Source organism: Methanosarcina sp. 1.H.T.1A.1, assembly GCF_000979295.1.
Taxonomy (GTDB): Archaea; Halobacteriota; Methanosarcinia; order Methanosarcinales; family Methanosarcinaceae; genus Methanosarcina.
Genome location: NZ_JJQY01000013.1, coordinates 1 through 15,605 on the forward strand (window position 1 = coordinate 1; position 15,605 = coordinate 15,605).

14 protein-coding genes and 1 pseudogene are annotated in these 15,605 nt (G+C 43.5%); 8 read left to right on the plus strand and 7 right to left on the minus strand.

The annotated features are described in order from the left end of the window. Positions 1-540: pseudogene (locus EO95_RS01990) on the minus strand (hypothetical protein); the annotation flags it as partial. 215 nt (positions 541-755) lie between these two features. On the opposite strand from EO95_RS01990, the gene fae reads away from it, so the two are divergent. Next, positions 756-1,238 carry a formaldehyde-activating enzyme gene (gene fae, locus EO95_RS01995; protein WP_048131735.1) on the plus strand — a complete coding sequence of 161 codons (483 nt, stop codon included), beginning with the start codon at positions 756-758 and terminating at the stop codon, positions 1,236-1,238. Positions 1,239-1,486: 248 nt separating this feature from the next. Here fae and EO95_RS02000 read toward each other — a convergent pair whose 3' ends face one another. Beyond that, positions 1,487-2,422, minus strand: coding sequence for a nitrilase-related carbon-nitrogen hydrolase (locus tag EO95_RS02000; RefSeq protein ID WP_048131644.1), 936 nt, complete (start codon positions 2,420-2,422; stop codon positions 1,487-1,489). Positions 2,423-2,551: 129 nt separating this feature from the next. Continuing rightward, positions 2,552-3,412, minus strand: coding sequence for a hypothetical protein (locus EO95_RS02005; RefSeq protein WP_235282821.1), 861 nt, complete (start codon positions 3,410-3,412; stop codon positions 2,552-2,554). Positions 3,413-3,789: 377 nt separating this feature from the next. On the opposite strand from EO95_RS02005, the gene EO95_RS02010 reads away from it, so the two are divergent. The 5 genes from EO95_RS02010 to EO95_RS02030 all read left to right on the plus strand — a co-directional run bounded on the left by EO95_RS02010 (position 3,790) and on the right by EO95_RS02030 (position 7,979). Beyond that, the gene (locus EO95_RS02010) at positions 3,790-4,287 is read left to right on the plus strand and encodes a pyruvoyl-dependent arginine decarboxylase (protein WP_048131645.1); all 498 of its coding nucleotides are present in this window, start codon (positions 3,790-3,792) and stop codon (positions 4,285-4,287) included. 505 nt (positions 4,288-4,792) lie between these two features. Further along, positions 4,793-5,830, plus strand: a complete 1,038-nt coding sequence (locus tag EO95_RS02015) for a deoxyhypusine synthase (RefSeq protein WP_048131649.1) — start codon at positions 4,793-4,795, stop codon at positions 5,828-5,830. 63 nt (positions 5,831-5,893) lie between these two features. Then, complete coding sequence (locus EO95_RS02020; RefSeq protein WP_048131650.1) at positions 5,894-6,415, plus strand: ArsR family transcriptional regulator; 522 nt, start codon at positions 5,894-5,896, stop codon at positions 6,413-6,415. Continuing rightward, entirely contained in the window at positions 6,415-7,203 is a 789-nt protein-coding gene (locus tag EO95_RS02025) for a MarR family transcriptional regulator (RefSeq protein ID WP_200894980.1), read from the plus strand. The genes EO95_RS02020 and EO95_RS02025 overlap by 1 nt, the downstream gene beginning before the upstream one ends. A 227-nt stretch (positions 7,204-7,430) precedes the next feature. After that, the gene (locus EO95_RS02030; protein WP_048131656.1) at positions 7,431-7,979 is read left to right on the plus strand and encodes a metallophosphoesterase; all 549 of its coding nucleotides are present in this window, start codon (positions 7,431-7,433) and stop codon (positions 7,977-7,979) included. 154 nt (positions 7,980-8,133) lie between these two features. Here EO95_RS02030 and EO95_RS02035 read toward each other — a convergent pair whose 3' ends face one another. The 4 genes from EO95_RS02035 to EO95_RS02055 form a co-directional block, all read right to left on the minus strand. Next, on the minus strand, positions 8,134-8,355 hold the full coding sequence (locus tag EO95_RS02035; protein WP_011032245.1) for a hypothetical protein: 222 nt from the start codon (positions 8,353-8,355) through the stop codon (positions 8,134-8,136). A 362-nt stretch (positions 8,356-8,717) separates the two neighbouring features. After that, positions 8,718-9,287 carry an RPA family protein gene (locus EO95_RS02040; protein ID WP_048131659.1) on the minus strand — a complete coding sequence of 190 codons (570 nt, stop codon included), beginning with the start codon at positions 9,285-9,287 and terminating at the stop codon, positions 8,718-8,720. Continuing rightward, entirely contained in the window at positions 9,288-10,541 is a 1,254-nt protein-coding gene (locus EO95_RS02045; RefSeq protein WP_048131662.1) for a replication protein A, read from the minus strand. A 311-nt stretch (positions 10,542-10,852) separates the two neighbouring features. Next, positions 10,853-12,691: a cation:proton antiporter gene (locus EO95_RS02055; RefSeq protein ID WP_048131665.1), complete on the minus strand. Its 1,839-nt coding sequence runs from the start codon at positions 12,689-12,691 to the stop codon at positions 10,853-10,855. Positions 12,692-13,107: 416 nt separating this feature from the next. Between EO95_RS02055 and EO95_RS02060 the strand changes: the two genes are divergently transcribed. Both EO95_RS02060 and glmU read left to right on the plus strand, forming a co-directional pair. After that, positions 13,108-14,076 (plus strand): calcium/sodium antiporter, encoded by a 969-nt coding sequence (locus EO95_RS02060; RefSeq protein ID WP_327037134.1) that lies wholly within the window; start codon positions 13,108-13,110, stop codon positions 14,074-14,076. 303 nt (positions 14,077-14,379) lie between these two features. After that, positions 14,380-15,597, plus strand: coding sequence for a bifunctional sugar-1-phosphate nucleotidylyltransferase/acetyltransferase (glmU, locus tag EO95_RS02065; RefSeq protein ID WP_048131668.1), 1,218 nt, complete (start codon positions 14,380-14,382; stop codon positions 15,595-15,597). The last annotated feature ends 8 nt before the right edge of the window (positions 15,598-15,605 follow it).

The following is a 15,605-nucleotide window of genomic DNA, read 5'->3' on the forward strand; positions in this document are numbered from 1 at the left end:
CTTTATAGACTTTTTAAGAAACTTGGGGTTCTCAATTTTCTCCCCTGTAGATATGGCTGCAAATGTCTTGATACCAACATCAACGCCTACCAGAGTTGATTCGGAATATTGTTGAGTTACCGGATATTTATTCAGATCCCCGGTTAAGATGCTAATGTGGTATCTTCCGGCTGATGTTCTGGAAACGGTAGCAGTTCTTAAGAATTCTGAATTAAGATCCTTCTCAACTATGAGTTCGTTATTAATGGTAGTTGTTTTGATATTAGTTTCAAAGAATTCAGGTTCAAAAAGTGGTCTATGTATATTGATTTTAATCCAGCCAATAATAGGTAGAAATATCTCAGACGTAGTTAAGTTAATTTTATAATGCTGAGGAACCTGGAAAGAGAAATGTTGTTTTTTCTTTAATTTCTCAGCTGGATAATCCCCTAATCCTTTAAAGTAACAGGCATTCTGCCTTCGTTTTTCGTAAAAACCATTCTGATACAGGGGTAAAGTTTCTGGGCAAAAGTTTCTCGGGGAAAATTTATCTATCAGCAAGGCAGGGAACTAACAAATTATTTATTTATGTTTGAAAGTATTAAAGGTTAATTTATTCTCTATATATGGAAACAGCCTTACCCTCTCCTGCCCCATTATCATAACATCATCAAAATATCAGTAAATTTCTCTTTCAGGAAAGGGATTAGGTACGATTTTTCCTTTGTAGAAATAGACTTGAGGTGTTGAAATTGGTAAAAACTGTTTTAAAAAGCATGATAGGAGAAGCCCTCGTTGGCTCAGGCCCGGAAATTGCACACATCGACCTTATCATCGGACCAAGAGGAGGACCGGTAGAGGCAGCATTTATGAATTCCCTTGCGATGCCCAGGCAGGGCCATACCCCGCTTCTTGCTGTCCTTGAACCGAATCTCCAGCCAAAACCTGTAACCCTGCTCGTAAACAAGGTAACGATCAAGAATGTGGCACAGGCTGCCCTGATGTTCGGGCCGGCCCAGGCTGCGGTTGCAAAAGCGGTTATGGACTCGGTAGCTGCCGGAGTACTGCCTGAAGAGCAGGCAGATGACATTTTCATAATTGTTTCGGTCTTTATCGAATGGGATGCAAAAGACAAAGATAAAGTCTACGAATATAACTATGAAGCTACAAAGCTTGCAATATCCCGTGCAATGGAGAGCAGTCCGACAGTAAAAGAGGCGCTGGACAAAAAGGATTCAGCAAAGCATCCATTCGCATAAAGTAAGCTGTATAAGGGTTTCCTGGTTTTACAGACATATCAGGGCTGAAATCCGATAGACTCTAAAATCCGATAGACTCTAAAATCTGATAGACTCTAAAATCCGATAGACTCTAAAATCCGAGAAACCCTATTTATTTACTTTAATGCAGGCAGGTTATCTCAGAATATATCTAAATATTTCCAGGCCGTACCCGGAATATCATCCGGGTATCTCTCATTTTTCAAGAGCAGCTCTGCTTCAACCTATCAATAAAGCTCAGTTCTCCGGTCTTCAAAAACAGGAATAGCCTTTCGAATCTCATCTTTTCCTGCAAGATCAAGGTCATACACGATCACACATTCTTTGCTGCCGGCATCGGCTTTTACCTCACCCCAGGCATCAATAATCATCGAGTTTCCGAAGTAAGTGCAGTCAGGAGCAGAGCCGGTTCTGTTACAGGCGATATGAGGAATCTGATTTTCGATTGCGCGTGCCTTTGCAAGGGTTTTCCAGTGCTCAGCCCGGGGGTTAGGAAAAGCGGCTGTAGTCACAAGCAGGTCAGAGCCGGCAAGGGAAAGTTTTCTTGCAACCTCGGGAAAGCGGAGCTCGTAGCAGATTTCAAACCCGATTTTCAGACTTTGTTTTTTAAGGGAAATGGGCTCTATTGAATTGCCTTTTGAAAAATAACTGTTTTCGTCTTTGAAGGGGTGAGTCTTCCGGTAGGTGCCTGCAAGGTTTCCGGACTCGAAACAGAAACCAAGGTTATAGTAAAGAGCAGATTTTTTACTTTCCGGCATTTCCTTTACTTTTCCGGAAAAATCAATTTTTCCCTCTGGAAAATAATTTTCCCCCTCTGGAAAATAATTTTCTCCTTCTGGAAAAACTTTTTCTCCACCAGTTTCTCCACCATCTTCTCCATCACTTTCTATACCACATTCTCCACTATCCTTCTGAATAATTGAACCCAGGATAATGCAGTCATTTGCTTCGGAAAAACATGCCAGGTTCTCAAGAGTGGGAGATGGGAGACTTTCGGCTGCATGGCTGAAGTTATCATAGCAAAACCCTGTGGAAAAGACCTCCGGAAAAACAATTAACTCGGCTCCTTTCTCAACGGCTTTGAGAGCCATGTAAAGGGCTTTTTCAAGGTTTTCCTGCTTCCTGCAGTGAAGCACATCCATCTGGATACAGGCAACTTTCATATTAGGACCAACATATCTGCTATTTGAGCCCTGATTGTAATTCGGATTTGCGTAAAGGCTTCAGGGCAGGGAATAAAAGGATTTCGGGATAGGGAATAAAAGGATTTCAGGATAGGGAATAAAAGGGTTTCAGGGGACCAGGGTAGTTTGCTTGCTTTTTGCTACCAGCCCTTCGAGGTCCATTCTGTGTTTAATCATCCCTGCAAGCACTTCGTTTGCAAACCTGGTTACTTCTTCCCTGTTTTCCCGGATTTCATATGCAGGGTCATCCGGAGGGACCTCAATTTTTGTAATGTCTGCCCGGGCTTTTTTCAGGTATGAGTCAGGGACTTCGCAAACCAGTCCGGGTTTTTCCATGTACCGGTCAAGGTGTTTCTGGGTGATTCCTACAAGTTTTAACTCCCTGCGGAAACAGGGCCTTTCAAACAGTCTGGAAATTACATAAACGCCAACAGGAATCCGGAAATCCAGATCGATTTTAAGGAGCTGTGCCCTGAAAATGAGGTAAATGTCTTCAGAATCAGAGGAATCTGCCGGACTGAGTTCCCTGCCCTTTTCTGGCAGAGGCTCCTTGCCTTTTTCAGGCAAAGAATAAATTTTGGAAGGGGGAACTTCGATTTCCTCCAGAAGTTCAAGATCCCGGAGTGCCCTGAGGTAGCCGGTCAGAACCAGCCGGTGTTCTTCTATCCCTCCGACTTTCAGTTCCCGTGAGAGTCCGCTGATTGAGAGCTGCCTGCCGTCAAGCAATTCCATAACTTTAAGGTTGAGTTTCTCTGCCATTTTCTCTGCCTTTATATCGACATCCGGGTTAATTAATGGTAGTTCGGTTTTCAGGCCCGAGGCCAGAAAAACACAATCTCCTGCTACAATAACGCGTATAATCAGGTCCGCATTTCCGAAAGTTTCCGGAAAAACTGAATTTTTCCTATCATTAAAAGGCTGTGGACAGGAAAATTGCAAGGAGTAACACACGATGTAATTATCCTGCATGATATAAAGCTTATGAGAGATTTTGCAAAAGGGCTGGAAAATAGAAGAATTTCAGTAAAAGAACGTAAAAGCGAGATAATCTCAATAAGAGAATGGATAAGTAAAAGAATCTTAGAAGTAACCGATTAATTTTGAGTAAATTAATTTATAGAGCCTATTGAATAAAAGTAAAAGAACTTCATATTGAAAAAATGCATGTAAAAATCTCCTGACAAAATCCATTTAAATATAAAAGTATAGATATAAACTTCTACAGTCCAATAATGCCTGAAGAAACAGGAATTGAACTTTTTCCAGCAAAATTGAAGGGCAACGCTTAAAAATGATAATTGCCATCTCAATTAAGTTCAAATTGATGACTTCTCAAGGATGCAAAGATGATCACAAAGTTAATTCCAAGAAAAGTATTCTTCACAAGTGGAGTTGGTACACACCCCGAACAACTTGAATCATTTGAGGTTTCACTCCGGGATGCGGGCATTGAAAAATTTAACCTTGTAACTGTAAGTTCTATTCTGCCTCCAAAATGTGAAATTGTGACAAAGGAAGAAGGTCTGGAAGAACTGAGCCCTGGAGAGGTAGTTTTCTGTGTGATGTCCAGAATCTCTTCCAATGAACCAAGAAGAACGTTAAGTACTTCCGTCGGATGCGCACTTCCCAGGGATATAAGCAAGCACGGCTATATTTCCGAGTATCATGCTTACGGAGAAAACGCACATGATGTAGGGGAACATGCCATAAAACTTGCCGGAAGCATGTACAGCACCTGGACAAATGAGGCACCCCTCAAAACTTTCAGCACCCCCAGATCATCGTCCGTACACGAAAGAGGGGACTGGATGACTGTAATATCCGCAGCAGTTTTTATTATTTAAAAGAGGAGTTTCACACAGGAACTCCAGTTAATACTATTGCTTCATATACATAATAGTATTATTTATAGACAGACTCATTTACGATATATACGTAATAGTATTATTTACAGACAGACTCATTTACGATATTATCTATTTACATAATCTATTTGCAACATCACCTGTTTACCGATACTATCCTATACACACTCACCAAACTGCAACTATCAAGCATCTAATCATCATTGAATCCAGTCATTATTAGAAACTATCTTATAAACGATCTATTACACATCTTTCCCTCTTAACTCATAACTCTTATACACAGCAAATCAGTCTTCCTTCGGAGAAGCCTGTCTCTGTAAGGAATCCTCAGGCGAGATAGTCTGCATATATTAATATTTAATAAAAAATATATAATCCTAAACGTTATTTGCGTCTCTTACCATCTATTGTCGGGTACCTCCAGACAGGATATTAGGATCACAGGCAAACATATCATGATCTGCTTATTATGGAGAATGGCATGCATCACAATATATTTACAAATAACCCAACAGTTCCAATTGATGTGAAAGACAGGTCTGTAAGTGAATTGATAGACGGAATGCTCAAAACCGGCTTTCAGGGCAGGAAGCTGGCAGAGTCAGTCCAGGCCTGGCATAACATGCTCAAAGAGAAGAACACAACAGTGCTTATGGGCTTATCCGGGGCCATGGTCCCTGCCGGCATGCGCAGAGTTCTTTCCTATATGATCCAGGAAAGAATGATCGATTGCCTTGTAAGCACAGGGGCAAACCTGTTCCATGACTGTCACGAAGCCCTCGGCAGGAAGCACTATGTGGGCTCACATCTTGCTAATGATGAAAAACTTTTTGAGCACGGTGTGGACAGGATTTATGATGTCTTTGCAGTGGAAGAAGAGTTCAGGACCGCAGATAACCTGATTGCAGATTTTGCAGAGGAGATTGGAGAGATTTCCTGTTCCTCAAGGGAGTTCATGTACCTTCTTGGAAAGGAGCTTGTAAAGAGAGGAGCTGCTGAAGACTCAATAGTTGTAAGCGCGTACAGGCACAATGTCCCGATTTTTGTACCTGCACTGTCGGACAGTTCCATAGGGATAGGGCTTACCATTGCAAGGAGAAGAGGGCTGAAACTTGAAATTGACCAGATAAAAGACGTTGACGAGATCACACAGATTGTGGAAAAATCAGAAAGGACAGGCGTTGTTTATGTAGGAGGCGGAGTCCCGAAGAACTTCATCCAGCAGACCGAGGTAATAGCTTCGATTCTTGGAATGGATATTGGCGGGCATGACTATGCAATCCAGTATACTTCCGATTCTCCACACTGGGGAGGACTCTCAGGATGCACTTTTGACGAAGCAGTTTCATGGGGAAAGATCGCACCTCAGGCAAAAAAAGTACAGGTTTTTGTGGATGCTACCATTGCCCTTCCAATTGTTATCCATGCCCTGCATGAAAAATCACGTGATATGAAGCGTGCTGCTCCTGTTTTCAACTGGGATAAGCCCGAAGGGCTTGATATCGCTTATAACGAATAATCACATCACAAATCTTTATTATATTGAAAGCCGATAACATAAGGCGAGAAGGAGAGGACATAAATGGGTAAACGAACTCGAATAATTAACGATCCTTCCTATTTAGTACCATTACTCAGGACTTTTGGATCCAGAACCCATAAAAAAATATTCGATGCACTTTCTAATAAATGGATGACCAGAGCAGAAATCGATGAGTTCATAGGTTCGGATTCATCAAAAAACCTTCATATTCTGAAAAAAGCCGGGCTCCTTGAAAGCCAGTGGAGAGTCCCTGAAGCGGGACAAAAACCCTCAAAAGAATACCACAGTTCTTATTCAAAGGTTCAGGTGAACTTTCAGTGCTCCTTTGAAGATCTCAGTGACATCATTATGCTGACATTCAAGCCGTATGAAGAGGTGAAGGATGCCATGGATGAACTGGAAAGACTGGTAGAAGAGGGCAACACCTCAATGAGCAACCTTACACGGACTCTTAACAAAAACCCATTTTATATTTGTGCCGTTGCCCGCCGGTCCGAAAGGCTATCAGTAATGGGGCAGAGGTTAAAAATAATTGAAGATGTCGAGGAGAATTACGATTGATGATTAAAATCCTCCAGACCAAGAGCGGAGTCACCAAATTTCAGGTCCTTATCGAGATTGCCGCCCATCAGCCCAATGTCAGGCAAAAGGAGATTGCCGCAAAGATAGGAATAACCCCCCAGGCTGTTTCCGAATACATCAAAGAGCTTGTAAATGACGGGCTTATTGTAACCGAGGGCCGTGTCCGGTACAGGATAACAAAAGAAGGCGTAGAGTGGGTCCTTGAAAATGCCGCCGAAATGAAGCGGTACGCCCGCTTTGTCATGGAGGACATAATCAGCCATGTCTCAACCTGGACAGCCATCACAAAAGAGGAAGTCAAGGAAGGCCAGCAGGTTTACCTGAAAATGGACCACGGACTTCTCTATGTAAGCAGCACGGAAAAGACAGGCGCATCAGGCACTGTCATATCCGATGCCTCCCAGGGGGACGATGTGGGAGTAACCAGCCTCAAAGGCCTTATAGATCTGGAAAACGCAACCATCACGATCTGCAAGGTTCCCAGGGTCGAGCGCGGAGGGTCAAGAAAAGTGAATCTCGAGCGCCTGAAGACGCTGGCAAACTCAAAACCCTATATCGCAGCAATAGGCGTAGAATCGTTAATTGCTCTTCGCAAGATCGGCATAAGCCCCAATGTCATGTTCGGGACAAACGAATCCGTTATCGAGGCTGCATACCACGGACTTTCATCCCTGGTAGTTTCAGTAGATGAACAGGTCTCTGCACTCCTTAACAGGTTAGAAACCGAGAACCTTGAGTACGAACTTGTTGACCTGACAGTCGAATAACTTTCCTGAGTTTTAGCTTCCGGTTCGAGGTATTCCTGACTCACGAGTTGGGAATTCGAACCTGTTATTTTTTCCGAAAACAGTATCGGTTTTTTTGTGTTTGTCAGGTTTAACTATAATTTTTCAGGTTTAACTGTAATAACCATCTTTAATTACGCTGCACATTTTTATCTTAATATCTTAGTATATTAATATTAGATAATCATCTGATAATCCGGAGGTATTCCATGAAGCTGATCGCACTTTCCGACACCCACCTTAAGAAAGGAGAAATCCCCCCGCAACTTCAAAGCATTCTCAAAGACTGTGACCTGATTGTCCATGCAGGGGATTTCAGTACTGTAGAAGCTTATAAGGCATTCAGTGCTAGCGGCAAGCTGAAAGCCGTTTATGGAAATGATGACACCTTAGAACTCCGGAAGCTCCTTCCCGAAAGGCTGAAATTTGAGGTTGAAGGGATCAAAGTAGGGGTAATACATGAAGGAGGGCTTTCAGTAATGGATACAACTGCCCAGGGTTACCTCGCAAAAGAAATGGGAGTAGATGTCCTGATTTTCGGGCACCTTCACCGCCCTTTGATTGAAAAGAAAGATGTTATGCTGGTCTGCCCGGGTTCTCCGACAAAACCCCGGATGTCAAATCCAGGTGTTGTGGAACTAATAATTGAAAAAGGAAGTATTAACGGCAGGATACTTACCCTTGAAGGAGAGAGCTGTGAATATATCAAGTTCCGGGATGAACTGAAAAAACAAAAAAAGGAAGAGAATCATAAATAATAAATAAAAAGAAGCCTGAGCGCCTGAAGCCGACCAGCAAATCCTGAAAAAGTAATACGCAGGAACCTGCTAAGGATTTTTATTGTAAGAACTCAGGCACATGCCTCGCTAGGCGAGGTCTCTGGAACTATATATTTGGCGAACTCCTATCAGTTCACATGGTCTCCAGTTTGAACATTACACCTGTTCCCTGAAGGCTCAGGTAGACTTTATCTCCAAACTCGAGAATCTTCTCGACACCAACATTGCTGTTCCAGTTATATACAAAATCGTAGCTGCCCTGCATGGGTTCAAAACCCAGGGACAACAGTCTCTGATTGACCTCAGACGGGCGAACTCCTTCACTACTAAACCAGACCACAAGATAGGTTTTCACAGGATCATCCCATATGCCAATTCATTAACTTATTTTAGCGTTGACTCTTATTCAATTACTCATTGCTCATTTTATATCATGTTTCGTTTATTTATCTATATTTTGCCTCTTATGCCCTAATACCATGAAAAAAGGAAAAACTTATTCAGCGCATTAAAATTTAGAAGTGAACTATCTGAAAAGAAACAGGAAAAAACAAAACAAAAGCAAGAGAAAAAAGGATTTAGAAAAAATAAAGAAGCAAAGAGCTTCCTAATTTAAAAGTGTGAATTCAGAGTAAAATGTCCCTGAATTTCACGATCCCTAAGGTAGGATACCCGTCACTTTTGACGACTACCAATTAAGGCTACTTTTTGCAATTCTCAGGCATTGTCTTTAAGGGACTCAAGGGCTTTTTTAACCATTTCACGATAAATCTCAGTATCAGTGGAATAGTGCTCCTTTGCAAGCTTTGAGTTCGGGTCTTCCTGTGCCTCAACTGCCCTTATCCTCTCAAGAGTCTGCTTTGCAGTATCAAGTACCCACAGATTTCTTGTCAGCTCATCTACCTGCTGGATAGATTCCGGACGGATAGAGGTCAGGACGTTTCCATCATCGGTGGTATAGGTGCTGGTTTTGCCGATGACCGCTACGAAAGCAGGCAGTTCGCACTCAGCAAGGAACTGAGCGGCTTCGGGCTGGTACTGTCCTGCATAGACAAGGAAGGAACCTGTCGGGTCGGAAACCCTGCCTCTCCAGTATTCGGAGTCAGTACCAATATCCTCCTTTTCGATAAGAGTCCCCACAATGAAGATACGGTTCACCTTCGCCCCTGTTGGAGTAAGGAGATACTGAGGGGCATACTGGTCACTTTCGTCCCTGGATGTGAGGTTTGAGTCTTTCAGTTCCTGGGAAAAAACCCTGCGCGATACTTCTCTAAAGAAGCCTGCCATTTAAGCCACCTCCAGTTCAGAAAGCAATTCATCAAGGAGTTCCCTGTCCAGGGAACTCGTTGGAGTAAAGGAATCCACAAGGATATAGCGGTCAAGCTTGTGTCCGCTAATAGTATAATACCTGCCGACAAGCTCGTGTTTTAATTTATCCAGTACTACTCCGGGATCAAGGGCATCTGCAGCCATTGCAATGGCGCTGTCAAGAGATATCCCGGCAATCTCTTCAGTAAGCTCCCGGTTAATCAGGGCATCCTGGGTGGAAGTCCCCGAGTCAAGGACTGCCTTTATCCGGAGGTCATATTCCCCTTTGACCTTCCCGTGCTCTGCACAGGCGCCTTTAACCAGGGCCCGTTTGCACTCAGGGCACCGCTTTATAAGTCCGGAGCCTGTCTGAATGTCAATCATTGCCCCGAAATATGTAAAAGCAGAAGTCCCCACTTCGATATCTTCATCGAGTGATTCTATGGAACTTGACCTGTTAAGCTGAATCTGGACCTTGCCGTTCCACTCGTTAATGACCACGTTTTTCAGCATGTAACTTTTGCCTTCTTCCATATCAGGAAGTTCGGAGCTTGCCCAGTTAGTGAATTTAATGACACCGGTCTCATCTCCTATAAGCCCTGCCTGTTCTATCGACTCATGGGAGTTTTCCCAGAGCTGGACCACTTTCCCTCTTACGGTAGCCCACTGGTTTCCCACAAGATCAACAATGTTTCGGAGTTCGGCCTCTCTTGCTGAAGGAATGAAATCGCCACCTCCTACTTCAACAGGCTCGGAAAGCTTCTCTATGGAACTGTTTTTGTTAACCTGGACCTGAAACCTTTCGTTGTATTCTCCGACAACGACACTTCTGAGAAGGTAGCTCTCTCCCTGCTCAAGGGGAGGAAGTTCGGCATTTTTCCAGGTGGTAAACTTTATGATTCCAGTTTCATCTCCAAGGAGCCCAACCTGAGATATGGATTCATGAGTATTTTCCCAGAGCTGAACAACCTTTGCCTTAAGGTTTGCCCACTGCCCATTCTCCGTAACATCCGCAATTTTGGTGAGCTGGGGTTCAGCCTGCCTGACATAAAACTCATTTTTAGGAATGGAATATTTCTTCAAAAAATAGTTTGTTACGCTGCGTTGCGCCTCGTTTGAAGGCACTTTGAACTTCGTAATCAACTCGTCGAGTCTGCTTTCGATGTCCTCGACAGGCACATCGATGCCAAGTTTCATAAACCGGTCTCTAATGGATTCTGCAGTCTGTTTCATCTTAATTCTACCTCAAGCCTCATGGTTAGTTTCATATTTTGGGAGGCACTTTAAAGTACCGCGGCAGAGAATATAAAGCTGAGTGAAGCGGGGTGAAAGTATTCAGTTATTATACAGTCCGCCCTTCCCCGCAGGGAAAAACCCGGGAAAAGAGAATCAGAGTGGCTATCCCTTCCGTGTATGTTTATCACAGCAAGGGAGAGCTTCATCTTCCTTTCTAAACCTGAATCCATGATGCAAAATTACTTTCTCTGTTTTTGTATTCCCAGTAAGTGTATTATCGAAAAGTATACCCCACAATGTACTTAAAATTATTTGTGAAGTATACCTGCGGTCCGCTTGGCTGCATCCCCTTCCCCAATAACGGTTACGATATCTTCATATTCAAGCACAAGGCTCCCGTGCGCGATAATAGAATCACTGCCCCGCTGAACCATAACCAGGAGACTCTTTTCAGGGAACTGGATATCCTTGATGGCTTTCCCGACTACCCCGGGGTTCGTGACCTTGACTTCCATCATGTCCCCTTCGCCCCCTACCTCGCACATGGAGAAGAGATGAGGCCTTCCGATCATGTTGTCAAGCACCACTGCAGTGGTTGTGGCCGGGCTCATGGCGCGGATGCCCAGATTCCAGAAAGCCTGAAGGTTTTCGATCTCGTTTACCCTGGCCACCAGCTGGTCACCCCTGAATCCGAAAGAAACTTTAGCAATCTGGCAGAAGAGAAGGTTCGTGTTATCCTGATTGGTTGTAGCAACCACATATTTGGCATTCCCTATCCCTGCCTTTTTCAGGACGTTTACATCCCCTGCATCACCCTGGACAACCCGGATCCCGAGTTCCATGCATTTTTTGCAGTTGCTCTCGGAAATATCCACAACAACTACATTTTCTCCTCTTTTGTCAAAACGTTCGGCAAGAATCCTGCCTACCTTTCCACCACCAATAATAAGAATTTCCATAGGGATTACCTCCAGCATCTCTGCCACTTTTTTTGACAGGCTGCCACTCATGAAGACCGTGATGATAACTGTAAGGAAGACAAGCCCCACAAGGGCCTGCCCTCCCGGAATGCCCATCGAATCGAGCTTGATTGCAAAATAGGTCGCAACCGAAGTCGGCACAACGCCCCTGGGCCCAACAAAGGAAATGAAAAGTTTCTCATTCGTACCGATCTGCGAGTTCCACATCGAAACGAAGACCGCCACAGGGCGGATGAGGAATATGAGAAGCAGTACAAGGACTATCCCGCTTACCCCTATTCTCTGGATATCTTCAAATTTAAGCATTGCCGCAAGCAGGATGAAAATCAGGGAAAGCATCACAATCACAATGTCACTCTTGAATTCCTTGATAGTATCCTTGTAAGGGAATTCAGAAGTCCCGAGGATGATCCCGAAGACGGCTACCGCCAGAATCCCGGACTCGTTGCCCAGGTATTCTGAAAGAACGAAGCAGGCAAATACGGCGGTCAGGGAAACCAGCCTTGCGGTCCGATTGCTGATCACCGTTCCCCGAGTGAAGAACCAGCGGAGGGCAAACCCGCTCAAAGACCCCAGTGCAATTCCTATCCCCAATCTGTAAAGGATAAAGATCACAGCATCAGTCCCGGAAAGCTCTGCTGCGACCCATTCGAAGACCATGGCTGCAAGGATCACACTGGCAGCGTCATTCAGGACCCCCTCAAGTTCCAGGATCTTGCCAAGCTTGTGGCTAATCTGGATATTCCTTACAATGGGAGTTATCACAGTCGGCCCTGTTGCCGTGACAAGGGCTCCGAAAAGGGCAGCGAGTTCGAGAGGGATGTCTATCAGGAGGCTGGTCAGAACCGTGGCTCCCAGGAAGGTAACAAAGACTCCTATTGTTGTCAGCTTAAGGACACTTTCCTGAACCATCCTTATATGCTTCAGGTCAATATGAAGCCCCCCGTCAAAAACAATCACGGATACCGAGATTGCCACGATAGCACTTAGCCCCTCGATATAGAGGGCAGGGTCCAGCAGGTTAAGGACCTCAGGCCCTACGATGATTCCTTCGATCAAAAGGAAAACGATAAAAGGAATCCGGAAATAGCAGCTGAGGGCCTGTGCGACAAGGGACATAATAAGTACGGCAACTACCAGTCCAAGTAGAAGTATCGGATCAAGCATGAGATTCCCTGTAATGATGAGTTAACTTGCTAAAAATGATTCGTAAACATCCGAGAGAAATTGAAAGGAAAGATACGTCAAGGTTGTATTGCCAAAAAAGCACAAAATGTTTGGTACTGTATACATAATCATACAATTGTGATATATAAATTTGACTCCTGATTGTTAACCCCCGAACACTTTCTTCTCGATAACTCTCATTTATATCTAAATGAGAAAGGCAGTTCCCAAAGAAAGAACAGTTTTTCACAACACCTGCAAATCAATTTCAGAAAAGTATTCCCAGAATCTTTTCAATTTGAAAGCCTGTTACTTTGAGGTCCGGATACAAAAATTCTGAAAAGGCTGCATAATCAAAAGACCATTAGACAAAAACCCTAAAAACTGCAAAAACAGGAGCGTATGAGTTATATTCTTTGTACTCTTTAAGGGACGCCATGGACTTGCTTTTGATCTTTCTTTTTCTGCTCAGCCTTGCTATGATAAGCAAAGGTTCGGACTGGTTCATTGAAGCTGCGATTGCAATATCAAACAAAAGCGGGATCCCAAAAATGCTTATAGGGGCTACGATTGTGAGTTTTGCAACCACAGCTCCGGAGTTTGCAGTTTCTGCAACGGCAGCTTATATCGGGCATACAGACGTAACAATAGGAAATGCAGTGGGTTCGGTCATATGCAACACCGGGCTTGTACTGGGTTCGATTATAGCTGTAAAAGCAATCCCTATGAAGGATGATACGTTTCCCATTAAAAGCGGGCTTATGCTCCTTTCAGGAATTGTCCTTATCATAATCAGTCGCGACGGAAGTGTGAACCGGCTTGATGGGATTATACTTCTGCTGGTGTTTTTTGCTTTCCTCTTCCATGCTTCAAAGACCCAGCGCGTGTTGTTTGAAGATAATGAAACAGGTAGACAAAAACTAAAAATCAAAGATATCCGGAAAGATATAGCTTTCTTCGTTCTCGGCTCCCTTTCCGTAGTTATAGGAAGCAGGATCCTGGTAGATTCAGGAATAAAAATAGCCGAATGGATGGGCATCCCTGAAGTAATAATAGCCCTGACGGCGGTCGCAATAGGAACATCCCTTCCCGAACTTGCAACTGCAATTACCTCCCTCAAGAAAGGGCACCAGGACCTCTCCATAGGAAACATCCTCGGAGCAAATACAATGGACATTGCCATGATCCTCGGGGCATCATCCCAGATTCGCGTGCTCCCTGTTTCGGAACAGCTTGCAGGATACGATTTCCCGTTCATGTTCCTGATATCTCTCGCCCTTATAATCTTCGGGATCACTGGAAAAAAGCTGGAAAGATGGGAAGGAGGCGTAATTCTCGGGGCATATCTGATTTATGTGGCAGGGCTTTTTATCCTCTATAGATAAGCCTGCACCCCAACTTTAAAAAGTAAGAACCTCTTCACGTTTCAAATTCAGGATTTTTACTTTTTACATATTTTTCTCATTTTACATATTTTTCTATTTTTACATATTTTTCTATTTTTACATATTTTTCTATTTTTACATATTATTCTCTATTTACATATTAGTCTCTATTTATAGGCCACCTATTCACTCGTAAATTTTATACAATGTGAAGAATCATCTTTTTTTATAAGCAAATTTTTATATTCATCTTATATCTTCTGAAGGCAATGTATAAATTCTAAAAAAAGGTTCTTTAACTCTATGAAAGCTATTATCCTCGCAGCAGGAGAAGGACTGCGCTGCAGGCCTCTTACTCTTACCCGTTCCAAAGTGATGCTTCCTGTAGCCAACAGGCCTATTCTGGAACATGTCATATCTTCTCTTGAGAAAAACGGAATCAATGAGATCATACTGATTGTCGGGTATGAAAAAGAACGCATAATGAACTATTTTGAAGACGGGCTGAATTTCGGGGTCAATATAAAATATGTCGAGCAAAAAGCCCAGCTCGGGACAGCACATGCGATTGAACAGGCAAAAAAACTAATACGTCCCGAGGATTCCGAATTCCTTGTCCTGAACGGGGACAACCTGGTAGAACCAAAAACCATAGCTGATATCCTTAACAATTATGAAGGAGATGCGAGCCTTTTAACCGTGAGAATGAAGGACACAGCAGGTTATGGAGTGGTACTGAAAGAAAAGAAGAGAGTTACCCAGATTCTGGAAAAAAGACCCGGAGATTTAAGCCATCTTGTAAACACGGGAATTTATATTTTTACGCCGCAGGTCTTTGAAACTATTGAAAAAACTCCTATATCCGAAAACGGAGAATATGCGATAACCGATACCCTCCAGCTTATGATTGACGAAGGAAAAGTAGTCACTTCAATCTCAACCGAATCCAAGTGGCTGGATGCGGTCCATGCCTGGGATCTCCTGAAAGCAAACTCAATTGTATTAAACTCCTCCAGAAACCTGAAGCAAGAAGGAGAACTTGAAGAAGGAGTAATAATTCGCGGAAAGGTTGAAATCGGAAAAAACACAAAAATCCGTGCCGGAACCTATATTGTAGGTCCGGTAGTAATCGGGGAAAACTGTGATATAGGACCTAATGTAGTAATTCTGCCCTCCACTACTATAGGAGACAATGTGTCCATAAGGTCCTTTACCGAAATCCAGAACAGCATCATAATGAATGACTGCCGGATTTCTTCCCACGGGCAGATCTCCAATTGCATAATTGGAAGCAACAATACCCTTGGTCCGGGTTTTACTGCAGAGGAAAAAGAAAACCTTGAGATAAACATTAACTGCAGGATCCACAAAGCTCCAAAACTCGGCACTATCATTGGGGACGATAACCGGATAGGAGGCAGAGTGCTCGTGAAAGCCGGAGTAATGATTGCTGTCAACTGTCAGGTAGAGTCTGGAAACACTATTTACAGAGACCTGCCCCGTGATTCGGTGGTCCTCTGAGCTCTTAA

What these genes read in the sequence shown, in the direction of transcription:
- fae (WP_048131735.1), top strand. Translation starts at nt 756, where the DNA reads ATGATAGGAGAAGCCCTCGTTGGCTCAGGCCCGGAAATTGCACACATC.
- EO95_RS02000 (WP_048131644.1), bottom strand. Translation starts at nt 2,422, where the DNA reads ATGAAAGTTGCCTGTATCCAGATGGATGTGCTTCACTGCAGGAAGCAG.
- EO95_RS02005 (WP_235282821.1), bottom strand. Translation starts at nt 3,412, where the DNA reads ATGCAGGATAATTACATCGTGTGTTACTCCTTGCAATTTTCCTGTCCA.
- EO95_RS02010 (WP_048131645.1), top strand. Translation starts at nt 3,790, where the DNA reads ATGATCACAAAGTTAATTCCAAGAAAAGTATTCTTCACAAGTGGAGTT.
- EO95_RS02015 (WP_048131649.1), top strand. Translation starts at nt 4,793, where the DNA reads ATGCATCACAATATATTTACAAATAACCCAACAGTTCCAATTGATGTG.
- EO95_RS02020 (WP_048131650.1), top strand. Translation starts at nt 5,894, where the DNA reads ATGGGTAAACGAACTCGAATAATTAACGATCCTTCCTATTTAGTACCA.
- EO95_RS02025 (WP_200894980.1), top strand. Translation starts at nt 6,415, where the DNA reads ATGATTAAAATCCTCCAGACCAAGAGCGGAGTCACCAAATTTCAGGTC.
- EO95_RS02030 (WP_048131656.1), top strand. Translation starts at nt 7,431, where the DNA reads ATGAAGCTGATCGCACTTTCCGACACCCACCTTAAGAAAGGAGAAATC.
- EO95_RS02040 (WP_048131659.1), bottom strand. Translation starts at nt 9,287, where the DNA reads ATGGCAGGCTTCTTTAGAGAAGTATCGCGCAGGGTTTTTTCCCAGGAA.
- EO95_RS02045 (WP_048131662.1), bottom strand. Translation starts at nt 10,541, where the DNA reads ATGAAACAGACTGCAGAATCCATTAGAGACCGGTTTATGAAACTTGGC.
- EO95_RS02055 (WP_048131665.1), bottom strand. Translation starts at nt 12,691, where the DNA reads ATGCTTGATCCGATACTTCTACTTGGACTGGTAGTTGCCGTACTTATT.
- glmU (WP_048131668.1), top strand. Translation starts at nt 14,380, where the DNA reads ATGAAAGCTATTATCCTCGCAGCAGGAGAAGGACTGCGCTGCAGGCCT.